General features: G+C 44.6%; 9 protein-coding genes. All 9 read right to left on the bottom strand.

Annotated features, from left to right (window positions below):
• Positions 1-44: 44 nt before the first annotated feature.
• The 9 genes from J7E78_RS09535 to J7E78_RS09495 all read right to left on the bottom strand — a co-directional run bounded on the left by J7E78_RS09535 (position 45) and on the right by J7E78_RS09495 (position 13,499).
• Positions 45-1,181, bottom strand: a complete 1,137-nt coding sequence (locus tag J7E78_RS09535; RefSeq protein ID WP_215075956.1) for a hypothetical protein — start codon at positions 1,179-1,181, stop codon at positions 45-47.
• A gap of 13 nt (positions 1,182-1,194) precedes the next feature.
• Entirely contained in the window at positions 1,195-3,114 is a 1,920-nt protein-coding gene (locus J7E78_RS09530) for a hypothetical protein (RefSeq protein ID WP_215075955.1), read from the bottom strand.
• Between the two features lie 11 nt (positions 3,115-3,125).
• A complete protein-coding gene (locus J7E78_RS09525; RefSeq protein WP_215075954.1) occupies positions 3,126-3,536 on the bottom strand; it encodes a hypothetical protein in 411 nt (136 codons plus the stop codon).
• Positions 3,537-3,554: 18 nt separating this feature from the next.
• The gene (locus tag J7E78_RS09520) at positions 3,555-3,971 is read right to left on the bottom strand and encodes a hypothetical protein (RefSeq protein WP_036607798.1); all 417 of its coding nucleotides are present in this window, start codon (positions 3,969-3,971) and stop codon (positions 3,555-3,557) included.
• The gene (locus J7E78_RS09515; RefSeq protein ID WP_215075953.1) at positions 3,971-7,111 is read right to left on the bottom strand and encodes a M23 family metallopeptidase; all 3,141 of its coding nucleotides are present in this window, start codon (positions 7,109-7,111) and stop codon (positions 3,971-3,973) included. Before J7E78_RS09515 ends, J7E78_RS09520 begins: the two co-directional genes overlap by 1 nt.
• Positions 7,112-7,126: 15 nt before the next feature.
• A complete protein-coding gene (locus J7E78_RS09510; protein WP_215075952.1) occupies positions 7,127-8,464 on the bottom strand; it encodes a hypothetical protein in 1,338 nt (445 codons plus the stop codon).
• 115 nt (positions 8,465-8,579) lie between these two features.
• Positions 8,580-9,230, bottom strand: a complete 651-nt coding sequence (locus J7E78_RS09505) for an S-layer homology domain-containing protein (RefSeq protein ID WP_036607803.1) — start codon at positions 9,228-9,230, stop codon at positions 8,580-8,582.
• Between the two features lie 14 nt (positions 9,231-9,244).
• Entirely contained in the window at positions 9,245-13,099 is a 3,855-nt protein-coding gene (locus tag J7E78_RS09500) for a coiled-coil domain-containing protein (protein ID WP_215075951.1), read from the bottom strand.
• A gap of 67 nt (positions 13,100-13,166) precedes the next feature.
• Positions 13,167-13,499 (bottom strand): hypothetical protein, encoded by a 333-nt coding sequence (locus tag J7E78_RS09495; protein WP_251034930.1) that lies wholly within the window; start codon positions 13,497-13,499, stop codon positions 13,167-13,169.
• Positions 13,500-13,516 lie beyond the last annotated feature (17 nt).

Below are 13,516 nucleotides of genomic sequence, written 5' to 3'. Positions count from 1 at the left end.
CCCTCTCACTGAATCTATACGACTCAGCTTTGATTCAGTTTAACTTACGCCGTATAACGGACTTCCTTCAGAATAGCCACACCCATGCGTTGGTTGGCAGACAGATTCATGAAATTCTGTGTCGTATCGGTATCAAAGTAACGATACACCTCTTGGTCCCAAGACTTGCCTTCCACATCAATAATTAACTCATCTAGATGAAGGATATTATGCTTCGTAACCGCGATGCAGTTATCGAATTGACCGCGGTAGCCCTCGTAAGGGTGAACCACGTAGATCGGAGACAAGTGATATTTGGATGTCCATTTGGACGCTTGAAAGCCTTGAGGCTCCAGTTCCAACCCCGTATCCCCCAACTCCGGATCTTGATAAGCTTTCCCCTTCGGTGGAGCTTGAGTAATAAAGGAAGGATAGTGCTGCTGGAATTCAATACCTGATTTGGTTTTCAACATCTGAAGTGTGTTGTTACCTGCAGAAGTATATTGACCGTAGTAATACGTTCCTGTTGTTGCAATCTGAGAGATATCTGGTTCTTCGATTACTGCTCCAGCTGTCAGCATTACGTTTCCGTCTACGTCATTCAGGTTGTATTTGAACGGTTTCAATGCACCTGCATACAGGAAGGATTTTTTGTAATCAAGGAAGTTTACTGCTGGGTCCGCAACGAGAACCATCGCCAAACGATTGTTCATGACATTTACATACATGTATACAGGTTTTTCTTTATTCCGATCCGTTGGTGTGTAGTTTTCCAGTGCCCATTGGTAGAGTACCGGATGTCCTGTTAGCTTGAATGTAGGGCGAGTGGTAACTGGTAGTGTAGTTGGTTCGCTGCCTTCGAATCCTTCAAGCAACTGAACAGTCAACGTACTATGCTCCTCATAGGCTGGAACAGGTGCAACGACGCGCGGTACCAGAGCGTGATTGATGAAACTTACATAGAACTGTTTAGTAATCGGTGTTGCTTGTGTTCCAATGGTCATGATCCCGCGAAGAATAAGTTCCTGAATACGGTCATTACTGTCCTTTTCTTCGTAAAATACTTCCCACAGATTTTGTTCCTGAGACTCGCCTGCAGTGGATTCAAATGGGAAACTCTTAAACCCTGTTACTTCCTCTTTCAGTTTTGTCAACACGTCCTGTGAAGTGGTGATTGTTTCTACATATTTAAAATTTGCCATTATGTAATCCTCCTTATTTTATCTCTTTCAAAAATGCAATCGTAATTACATCTGGTGATGGGGAATGCTTGAATAGATTCAACGGACTCTTGATACTAAAAAACTTGTAAACCTCTGTCCATGTACCCAACGCAGGTTTGGAAGGATCTTTCAGAATTTCTGTATCTACGATTAATTCATCGCGATTGACCAAATTATGGTCGTATATCGCAACTACACCGTCCATATAACCCCGATATCCTTCTGCCTGATGCACAAGGTAGATTGGGCTTGCGTGATACTTTCCTGTCCAGAGAGATTTCTGGAACCCGTCCGTATCTACAATCAATTTCGAGAGGCCCGGGGGAAGTTTACCCACAGAAGGATAGTTCGGAAGATGCGAAATAAATGCCGGGTAATACCGCTGGAACAAGACATTACTGCGTGTCTTCAACATGGACATGGAGTCCATACCATTTGAAGTGTACTCACCGTATTTGGCATAGATATCCGGATTAAGATCCGTGAGAATATCATTTTTCGTATAACCTGTCATATCTGTTCGCAGATCACCCATGCCAACAGTAACACCAAAGTTTCCTCCATGGTCGTAATCATTGAACGGAACGATCTTGCCTATGTATCCAAAACTGCGATAATAGCTATGAATATTCGGTGAAGGATCACCTTCCAGAACAAGAACTACTCGATCATTGTTTACCGATAAAGTGTAAGCTACCAGGTAATCCGGTCTGCGTTTTTTGTTAGGCAACCATGACGTGGTAGAATGTCTGCCGTGGAAAAAGCGAGCTGCCGGACTTACGATCTCTGTCTTGCCATCATAGTCCAGCTTCCACTTCGTGGACGGTGGGATGAATGTTTTGACAATCGTATCTGTGTTCCACATCTCGTAAATGGCTTGTGCCTTGGCTTGATCTATAACTGTAGGCGTTAACCCCGGTTTAACCGTAGCTGGATCACAAGCTCCTCTGTATGTGGTCGTTGAATCTCCACTTGTGTTTGTACCTTCAAATTCTTCACCATAATAAATATTAATATAGTTCCAATCATTAGTTGGTTGCTCCAACATTACAGAGTACTCTCGCACAGGAATTCCTGTTGGTACAGTTGGTGCAGTCTTAATCACTACTCTAGAAGGCACATCGTGAACGGGATCCGCAGTATAATAACGCTCAGTAAACGTGTATTTTGATTTACCGGGTTCCACAATACTAGATTTCAAAGAAGTCCAATCTCCGTAACGGTCAAAATATCTTACATACTCCCACTGATATGCCGTCTTAAGACCGTAGTTCCAGTCATCAGGAAGCTCCGTAACTAACTCAAACTCATTCCAGTCGTCCAAGTAAACTACGTCACCCGTACTAAGCGTTTGCTTCTGCTTTACAATGTAGGCAGTAACACCATCAGGTTTAGTGAGGTCTGTAACCAAAATAGCAAGTTGATTAGGAACGTCTACAAATATATTAGCCCCTGTCTTATCCGTATAAGAAAACTGGACAACTTGAATCTTTCTGCCGGTCTTGTAATTACCGTAATCCTTTTCTCTAACTGTGGGACGACTATCACCTTCGACAATCTGATCCCAATATACCGAACTCACTTCATGAAGATAACCATCATCTTCAACAGCTGGTGTTCCATCTTTAAACTTAAGTTTACTGTAGTCAGGAATTTTAACCACGTCATACAAGTTACCATCCGTATGAAGGTACTTCCCTTGGATATTAGGCCGAGTTTTAGGGGTGTAGGTTACCCAGTAATCTTGCTCAGCCTCGTAGACTTTCTCCCAGCGATTGGCGTCAATCCCGCCCTCTACTCTGGGAATATCAGCACCTACGATTTCATCGGCCAGCGTGTTGATCAATTTTTGTGCTTCCGACTCTCCGTCAATATAAGCGGCAAAGTTCGTCTGCGGTTTTTGCAGTGCCATCGTCACCCTCCTTATCTCAAAAATTTGATGTTGTACCAGACCGACTTGGCTTCAGCCACCGCGTTAAAAAAGTCAAACGTGATAGTCGTTCCAGCCGGAATCGGGTAGACAATTCCGAAACTGTTACCCATGGAAACCGACTCGGGAAGTTCCTTCGTATAAATGGTATGACATACCTTCTCCGTCCCGATCGTCAGTTCCCAGTAATCGCCGACACAGTAGTGGCTCGCAGCAAACGCAATGCTCAGAAACTCTGTGTCATACGCCAAGGTGAACGTATCAGACTTGGTGGTCTTCGCCGCCGGAATGTCCAACATCTGTCCCCGAATGAACGGGATCGTCTTTTTACTGAAGTGTGGGTACGGCAGCTCGCGCACTTTGTCGATGACGCCACCCGCGATGTAAGATACATTAAATGCCATGGAACCACCTCCTACATGTTATATACGACTTACGCTCGTTCCAGTTAAGCGTCCTTCGTCATCATAATTTAGACCAATATTGTAAGTGAACATCGACTCTCCACTCGGATCATATGTACGGGCCGTCACCTGCGTTAGCCTGAAATACTTGTAATAATCATAATCCGGGTGGGAATAGCCCACCCCGGAAGGAAAGTCTTCCTCATCCTCTGAGCCAAACTTCATCCAGATCGAAACCTTCCATGCCGATTCATACAAGAGGTCTGCTCCAGTCACCCGGTCCGGGTCCTGCATGTGCTCCCGATATAATGTAACGGAAGGTTCACCTTCAAGGGGAGAAACATTCGAATTGGAGATACTGCTATATTTGCGAAGCTCTCGGTGGATTAGATCCAGCACGGGAAATACAATATTTTCATTCACAATGCCGGCCATTACACCATCACTCCCTTTCTTGCCCACATCATATCAATGACCTGTAACATGCCACGGTCAACCGAATAACTGGTTTTAATACTTTTAATCGTATATACAGCTCGTGTGGTGGTCGTTTTATCCGTCACAATGACGTTGTCGAGCAGATCAAGCGCAGGATTCGCAGGAATGGACACCTGTAGCGTACGGCACATCCGTTTCATATCAAAAAAAGCTCGTTCTGCCACCTGTCTCTTGGCTTCAACCGTCTTCGCCCAAGGAACGGCCAGCACCATGGTTCGGATTTCTCCTTTGAGTTCGAGTAAAATCTCCTTGTCTACGAAACTGCTCTGACTATCATTCGAGTCAATAACAACAATGTGGCTTCTTCCTCTGGACCAATCCGTGGATTTGGTAATGGAGATCAGATTGTCATTCTCGGAAAACTCTGCAACGACAGGTTTGTCATAATTCAGGCGCTCAAGTCGGTATGTACCATAACGGTCACAGTAGCTTCGATACGGAATTTCCGAGATCACCTCCTGAACAGCTTCCGTAACTTTGGCAGACCATTGCTCAAACGTCCTGCCATATTCCTCGACAAATGGATTAAGCCATCCATTCGGTGTCAGCACTGTACTTGCATCCTTAACTTCAAACTCACCTTCTTGACCCGGTACGGGGACAATGACCCTACCCGTCTTCTGATTTACCTCAATCAGATAGGTCTCGTCAATCACGTAGTCAGGATAAGAGCGATCCTCACTGGTAGCCCGCCAACCCACCATACCTGCATGTTTAACGAGATCTAGTACTACCGTAGATTTGACCCAGGCCGGCTTTTCAAGCTCCACAGGCTGAGCTGGTGTTGGTGTAACTGCGGGAGTGGAGGTTGCTGTAATGGTCCAGCTTGCAGGGTCAGCAAGCATCTCCTGATAATAGGTCCATACCTTGTCCACCCAATTCTCCCGATCTTGACTCCAGGTCATGGGAGCAATGTCTCCACCATTATGGAAATAAAGTACATCCGCCTTGGAACTCACTTTTTTCCCTCTGGAAGCCAGCGCCTTGGACATCCGTTCTGCTCCGCGCTTCATCTGCTCCTGAATACCCTTGTAAAGGGGATTGCACGCACTTTTACTAGGACAGCCATATCCAAGTATAAAGCTGCCGTTTTCTTTTTTGCCCTTCCCCTGTGTTCCCAAAACAGTCTCGTGCCTGCATATTGCAAGCAAAAACTTATGATCAGGTACACCATACGCCGCAGCTTGGGCCTGTGCAGCCTGAATAATGGATGATGTCCGGTCCGTGCCAACTGCTGCAGGCGGCACCGGATCTGGCACATTATCAATCTCTTCTACCTCTGGATAGGCTTTTTTCTCGGAAATGACTTTCTCGATAATACGCTTGTACATATCTCGGGCCGTGATTTCCAGCGTGGAGCCTTCGCCATTGATATCCACCTTGTCAATAAGTCCGGTAAATACCCGCATCATGTGCTGACCATATCCCATATATATGCGTATTGGTGTATTTTCACTCAGAACCCCGATATGGAATCCGTTTGCGAAATAAGACCATGGAGACGTCACACCACCAAGTTCAGGAAAATGAGCAGGATTATAATCCGGAGAGAAGAAGCCTCTCGGATTGGAGATGGTCAGTCGTGCTTCCCTGGCTTCAGAATCAAACTGATCATCGATTTCGGCACTAATGATATTGGGAAGAACCTGTGTGTCCATATAGACAAAAGACCCGACCTGTATAACATCCGACTCTATCCTTCTATTATTAATAAAATCTGAGTAGCTGTTCGTTTGATAATATCCTTTAGACGGATCCAGCCCTTCCTCACTCTTTTGATTCTTCAACGGAGCAGGCAACAACTCTTGTATGCGAATATAATCAATGGCGAATTTTTTATACTTCTTACTCGAAGCAGGAACAGACCCGGTTGGGACAGTGGGGTTTTGTTTGCCCCCATAGGTCACCTTAATCTTGATACTCTTGGCTTTTGCAGGGATCACAATATTATTCAATTCCGTGAGTTTGGTCAGATCATATGCCCCGTTAAACTTATTGACATAGGCATACGTTTTACCATCAATCACAACAGCGAAAGAATCCCCTTCCGCATCACTAAAATTAGTCCCCATTCCAATACTAAGCAGCCCTTGCGTGGGCATACTCAGTTTCGTCACGTTAATCTCAAATTCAACTACGGCAGCTTTGCCTTCAAAGGTGTATAGCAACTTGCCTCCTGAATCAAACATAGTCCAGCCCGATTCAATCTTGGCATAATCCGAAAATTTCAATCCGGTTGTATAAACGTTTTTCTCATACCAGTTTCGCTTGTCGAACTTCTCATTCAGTTTGATCTCTCCGGGATATCCCTCGACCTGAACCGGCTTTACATCAGTAAATGTTGTTTTCGCATTTCCATGCAGTTTGCGCTGTCCGCTCAGATATAATCTAGGATCAACTGGCTTGCCACCCTCTCCAGTTCTCGTTGTTGGATTAACTCCTTCCCAAATTTCAAAATGCAAATGTTTTCCCTTGCCCGCCGCACGTTCAGCCGCGGACACCTTATGACCACCAGTATATACGCCACCCGTATTGCCTAGCGTTCCAATGACAGCCCCTTGAGCTACTTCATCATCCACCGAACAGAGAATTTCTTTCAGATGAAAATATTTAGTGATAACACCATTATCATGTCTTATATTTACGGCATTACCGGCACCTTCTGTTTTATTTAAGGATGTTCGGACTACTTTTCCGGCCCATGCAGCCAAAATTGGCGTTCCGATCTTCTCCGACAAATCGATGCCACGGTGAATTTTTGACGCACTATTACGAGGAGCACCAAATTCATCTGTAACAGGAGTAGTAATCAGTGTTTTACCCTTGATCGGAAAACAAATCTCCTGAGCATTCGCTTGAGTCGAACCGTTATATATACCATTACTCGACTCATCCACCCAAACGGATTCTGTACTGATGATGGGTACCTGCTCGTTTACGATATGCCTGAACTCTTCTGTCCGTCCCGGGATAAATGCTAACCGATCTACTTCGACCCGGATATTGGGAAGCGCTCCTTCCCCCAGCTTCAGACGCTGGGACAGCACGTTCATAACCTCATCCGAAATTGGAATCATATTGTAATCTCCCCCTTACTTGAATCGCTCGATGGTCCACTTCATGAATCGGTCCAGGAAAGCTACAGCTTCAGCCCGGGTCATAGCTGAATTCCCAAGGAACCATACCTCTGCCTGTTCTGTGCCATTTGTAGGTCTCCCCATATCTGTTACTATCGCTGCACCATCCAGCTTATTATTGATCGGAATGCCAGCAATTAGTGGATCATTGTTTGCAAATGTTTCGTCTTCCATTTCCGAGACGGCTATTTTCCAGAAGGCATCCTTGTTCTGTACAACTCGCTCCTTTTTGTCCCGATAATAAATGGCCGAATCTTTGCCGACGTCTGCGAACCTCTCGCTCACATCTTTGAGATAATAGAACGTCACTTCGTCGCCTTCTGAGAAAGGTTGATTGAAGACAACCGTATGGTTGTCAATTTCCGAATAAGCCGGTGTTTCTTGGACTTTATCTTTTTTTTCGTCTTTGAATTTCACTGTAATTTTAAGTTTCTTTTTACCTGCAGGATAATTGCCGTTAAGTCTAAAAACCCGTTGTCCCTGAAATGCCGTAATAGGCTGATTAATCCCCGTCGTTGGTGCTTTCATGTCCGTAAATCTGGCATAGAACACCTTGCGTAACTTGTTAATCAGATGAAAAGCTTCTCCCCGCTGTATAATGGCATTAGGAAAGAAACAATTGTTGTATGCTGGTTTGAGGGTTGTCGCTTTGATATCTTCACTCATGAACTTGTTATTCTTTGTCCAATAATTGAACTTGCAGGTGACACCGTTCAGATTAAAAGGAAGAAACACCGAGCCCCCTGGGCTGACACAATATACATCCGTTCGGTAACCAATAGCCTTTGTTGCAATTTTGGTTACCGCCTCTGCATCTCCCATGGTGTCTGCCCATACTTCGGAAGGAATACTGAGTCTGCGAAGCGGTTGGCCTGCTGCATACAAATATTCCTGATGATTACGACTGAATGGATCGTAGAAATAGGTCGTCGCTGCACTAAGTACAGCTCTGGGCAGATCTCCAGTCCAGGATACGGGTGGCCTTTTCCAAGCACTGTCTAGCAACGGTTCACCATAACTACAGAAGGACACCACCTGTCCTGCTTTTACACCGGTATACAACTCCACATCGGTTAATCCCTTACTATTGGTTTCAGCCGTTTGGTAGATTGTTTGAACACCGTCAATAAACACATACAGTGGATTGTCATCTGTTGGTTTAATCAGCACAGGCAGACTAAATGAGGTTTGCCCCGCTTTCCCCTTGATTTCTTCATATACAAAAGGCTTGCCTTCCTCAAACTTGTTATAGTTGATCCCGGCAACAAAGACTTCACCATCTTCCAAAACCATATTCGTGGCTTCCATAACATCGTTATAGAACCAGTCCCCTTCGTTTACATCAACCCATTTTCGTATGATAAACACCTCCTATCTTTAGAATAGACAGAAAAGAGAGTAGGTCACCCTACTCTCGAATTGTTCGTTCCAGCAGACGCTTAGTACGCATCAGGAAAGTAACAAACTCTGCTCTGGTTATAAAGTTTTCCGGTCTGAAATATAGAATAGGGGTGCCATCCAGTTGTGTTACAACCGTCAGCCCCAAGTCAGCCAAACGTTCAATGGAATCTCTTGCCCAGTGGTCCTTCCCTTCTGTCGTCTGTAAATCCTGAAACTGTATTGCACTCTTACGGTCATATCCATCTTTTTTGATCAGGGTCATGGTCAATTCGACCTTGTAGCCCTTCTGATCTTTATCCATCGTATCCTGATGGTAGAAAATAGGGTCAACTTTGATGGACTCTACAACACCAACATAAATATTGCCCTTCTCATCATAAAATTTGTGTGTCCAGCCTACGTACATGGCGTAATCGTGATAGGATTGTTTATCTTTAAACAAGATGTTAATGATGGCCTTGTACGAAGATACGCCCATCTGATGAAAATGCGAGGGAGCATTAATCATTTTAATTTCCCTTACTTGCGGATTGGGCGAAGGTGAAGAGTACGGATCAATGATTCTTCCGTTCACTGGCTCAAACTTCATGCCTGTATCTACATACAGCTTTCTTTTATACCGGTCATTTACTAAGCCAAACGGGTCTTGCTGAGTCATATCAGAACTCCTCCTTATCTACTATATTTAGAGATATGATTACTTCCCATTCCCGCACCTACATTGCTGGCCATATAGTTCACCATACCCGGGTTGTTCTGCCGCAGTGTCTTGTCCAACGTAGATGTCAGTCTCTCCACATCTTTTGTGCTGCCAGTCATATTATCGATGTTCACATGAACCGTGACATCACCTGAGCCAACCATCACACTTTTATGTGTATTGTTCGTCGTCATGTAATCAAAGTAATCCATGACCTTAAGACCTGCTGGAATGTTGAATGAAGATATCGGTTTATCCATTTTTTTGCTAATTTCAAACAAATTTTTAGACTGTTCTACACCTAATGACTGGATTTGTTTTAAAATCTCCATATATTCATTTGACCCTGGTTTAAACACACCACTATTCAGCAGATTCTTCCAATCTTGCTTGATCGAACTTATTTGTGAGTTCATTTCTGATGCACGGGATTTGTTCAATGCAATTAATTCTGGTGCATCTTCCTTACCCCCATTAGCCGCCAGGAGATCATACATTCGTTTATCATAATCCAACTGCGTCAACTCAAACTGATCATTCATCTTGCGTCTAAGCTCATCAATTTGGCTGTTTTTGACACCATTCAGTTCAAGCTCTGATTGTGCCTTCTGCTGTTTCTTCTCATTGATCTCCAGGCCCAGTTCATCTTTCTCCTTACCTTCAGCCATCTTGTCGTACGTCTTCTGTAAACTTGCAATGGCCTTATCGAAGAACTTGATATTCTCTTGCAAATATTTCTCCATTAGCGCGCGCATCTGACCAGAATCTTCGCGAACACCACTAATCAACAGACGGGATCGAGTGACTTGGTAATTGGTTTCGTTATCACTTGTCGATTTGTTAAGCTGCCGATTAATCTTGGCGATCATTTCATCAATACCGTTGCTTTGCGGCTGAGGCCTATAACCGTTAGCAATAGTTCCTATTCCGCCTGCAGCAGGAATATACTGCATTTGAGGTTGAATGTATTGTATCTGCGGTTGTTGTTTTTTGCTGTCCGCAGGCGGCTTTCCAGACTCTTTATCCAATTGAATCTGGGCTTCTTTTTTCTCCTGCTTGTAGTTGTATTCCTTGCCCAGTTTCTTCTCAACTGCATCTCCGCCGTCTTCGCTCCATACCGCCTTAAATCCCTTCCAGTAGTCCCCGAACTTATTATTGGTAGCATTGTTTCCGAATAGGCTGCTGATTCCTCCCTTAACAACTGCATCCATTCCAAGGTTAAGGCCTTTCCACACTTTACCTACAACTGAAGACTGCTCCATATCTTTAAAATCCTTGGCCAGTTCCTCTTTATTTGTTGCACGAATACTTTGCTTCTCCGCTTCTGACTTCCCCATATTACTCAGCGGATCAACTACACCGGATACTACATCCACAGCAGTCATGGCAGCACCAAGATAAGGAACGGCTTTTAGGGGTTTTAGTATCGACTTACCGAACTTGCCGAGCTTTGCTAATTTCCCTGGAATGTCTCCTTTTTTCTTACGCTCGCTTGTAATATCACGTTGGGTAAGGATATCTCCAGGGGTTCCATCAGGTTTATCCGGACCTCTTAGTACGTTCCCGTCCTTGTCACGAATAGGTGCATGACCGTTAAAAAATGCTTTTTTACTACCGACTTCTTTCATATCTTCGAATCTCTGTTTTATCCCTCGTCGCTTCGGCTTGTCCTTTTTCTTCTTGTCTGAACCAAAATCCATAACTTCCTCAATCTTTGATTTAGCCATATCCTTAATTACGTCATTGATAAAATCTTGATGTCTCTCTAAAAAAGGTTTGTTTGCTGAATCTCCCTTGTCATCCTTAACAGGTGATCCACCACTTCCTGCACCTGGAACAACTAACAATCCTCCTGGACCACTCATCATGCTCGCGAGCTGAACCTGTTCAAGTTCCTTCAGTTTGGATATGTATGCTGTAGCATCGATCATGCCTTGTCTAAAAGAAGCATTTAACTCATTGACTTCGATTCTCAGTGTGGAGAGAACATCATTCAATAGCGTTGACTGTTTACGCAGCTTCTGGATCTCGGATTCGTAGCGCTGAACATCGGTTGAACCGTATGTAAACTCAGCATTAAGGAAATACAACTTGTTTCGTAGTTCAACTGCATCCAGGTCCATATCATCCATGGCCATCATCAAAACTCTAGCTTGGTGTTCAAATTGCATCATTGCTCTACTCGTGTCATCCAGCTCTCGCCCTAGAAACTCAAGACTTCGCTTCGTCTTTGCAATCTGAATATCGAGAGAATGCATTTCTTCTCGCAACAGAAGAAGTTCTCGACTATACGTTTTGACTCGCTTCTCCGCTTCGTCACGTTCTTCTCCATGAATGGAAGAAGCCGCTGTATCCCCATCTTCTATAGCCTGATTGTACATTTTATCTTGATGATCTCGGTTAGTCCGAGCCTGAAGTACATCATCTTGCTTGGAGGCCGCCCTACTTTGAATTTCTGTTCTGCGATGATCCAGCGTCTGCAGACGACTCTGCTGTCTGCCCATTTCCTGCGCTACACCAGCACGTTGCACATCCGTGACTCGAAGTGGTTCGGGAACATCGCTCCCCGTATTTTCGACTTTCCCTGGATCCGCATTCGTAGCACTGTATCGCTTCTGATCGCCTTCATTCATCACTTCACCGAACTTATCCCACGCAACCTGAACTCCGACTTCATCCATAATTCGGTTAAGCAATTCCATCTGATCAACAATGCCACCCGTACGATCTCCAATTAACCGCATGACTGCGATAAGATAATCGCCCAGCTCGGCAAATTCCTCTTTCAACCCTTGCATCGCCTCATGTGTTGCAATCTGAAATGCGATTTCGATCTCTCGTTGTCGGAATTGAAGGTTGTCTCTACTGCCAGTGCGCTGATGGATCGACGCGTTTGCATCCGTAGCCTTCAATTGTTCAGCAAGAAGATCGAATCTAACTCGATTCGATGCAAAGCCCTGCTGAGGATGATCTCCTTTTGACTGAACCAACAATCCAGCCTTACTAATCCAGTTGGCTAATACATCCTCTTGTGCAAGCGTTCCATCAGGGTTACCAACTATTGGAAGGGTCTGACGCATCCTATCCATCAAGTCCAGAATGCCAACATCCAACATCGTTGAAGCTCTAATCATCATGTCTGTGACTTGAGACAGATCAAAGCTACTGCTTCCCCATGCCGAAGTAACAGCTTCCAGACCTGTTGCCGTCTGTTCTACATCCATATTGCCCACTGAATTCAGCTTGGCTACTTCTTCAGCAAACGCGACAGCTTCAGATGAATAATCATAATTACGAGAACCAATGCGATAGGCAAGACCTACATCTTCCTGATCCATACCATGCTGCAGTGCAATTCGTTGCAGATTTTTGACCGTTCCGGTTTGTGTGAATTGCCCACTGTCATTTGTTGTCCCAGACGATCTAAGCTCCAAATTTTGGTCGGCCCGGCTTATCTGTTGATCCATCTGCTGCGACGAGTCAAGGGATTTCTTGAGTAATGTTGATGAATACCCCTTGGTTTCACCTGCTGAAATATATTTCATCGTATTCATCACGGAGTCTATCAACCCCTGTGAGCCAGCTGCAGACACATCCTTCATTTCACTGAACGCTCCACGATAAAAGTGCTCCAAATCGGTAGTCAGTGTTTCAATCATTTGCGACTGCATATCACTTCTGATTGTCTCTACACGTCTAACCAATGTGTTAACACCCGAAAGGTAGCTTTCTTTCAGCGCTGTATTTTGTCCAGTTAATTGATCCTTATCCGTTAATATTTCTTGTGTTAAGGAATGTTTGTCTCCTTGTCCTTCTGTTTCAGTCAAAAGAATCACCGCCTTTATGCATAAATCCCGTTCTACCTTCATTTAGGCAAAACGGGATGTCTCTCTCTTATCCTCCGAGCGCTTGTGCAAGCATACCGATATCATCTTCTGATATCTCCGTGTAATCCTCGTCATTGAAGGTTCTTTGACGTCTGACGGTCCCATCTTCTTCAACTTCCTCGCCCCCACCGCCACCGAACATGCGAAGAGGTGCTGTCATAAGTTCAACCTCAAATTGAATATATTTCTCGGCTGACTTGCACAGCTCCGCAACCTGAGGGAGTGTGTACTCCCAAATCTCCCACTTGTTCAGCCCACAGTGTTTATGGAGGGTGAAGAAGATTTCTCCCCAGTGAACGGGTTCCTGTGTTTCCGTATCACGGATTTCGGTTCCCTCCAAAGACTCCCCCTCGGTGC

Origin of the sequence: Paenibacillus polymyxa (assembly GCF_018614975.1) — a bacterium.
Taxonomy (GTDB): domain Bacteria; phylum Bacillota; class Bacilli; order Paenibacillales; family Paenibacillaceae; genus Paenibacillus; species Paenibacillus polymyxa_E.
This window is presented reverse-complemented; position numbering and strand designations above follow the sequence as displayed.

Coding starts and splice junctions, on each gene's coding strand:
- J7E78_RS09515 (WP_215075953.1), bottom strand. CDS start 7,111: ATGATTCCAATTTCGGATGAGGTTATGAACGTGCTGTCCCAGCGTCTG.
- J7E78_RS09530 (WP_215075955.1), bottom strand. CDS start 3,114: ATGGCACTGCAAAAACCGCAGACGAACTTTGCCGCTTATATTGACGGA.
- J7E78_RS09505 (WP_036607803.1), bottom strand. CDS start 9,230: ATGACTCAGCAAGACCCGTTTGGCTTAGTAAATGACCGGTATAAAAGA.
- J7E78_RS09535 (WP_215075956.1), bottom strand. CDS start 1,181: ATGGCAAATTTTAAATATGTAGAAACAATCACCACTTCACAGGACGTG.
- J7E78_RS09520 (WP_036607798.1), bottom strand. CDS start 3,971: ATGGCCGGCATTGTGAATGAAAATATTGTATTTCCCGTGCTGGATCTA.
- J7E78_RS09525 (WP_215075954.1), bottom strand. CDS start 3,536: ATGGCATTTAATGTATCTTACATCGCGGGTGGCGTCATCGACAAAGTG.
- J7E78_RS09510 (WP_215075952.1), bottom strand. CDS start 8,464: ATGGTTTTGGAAGATGGTGAAGTCTTTGTTGCCGGGATCAACTATAAC.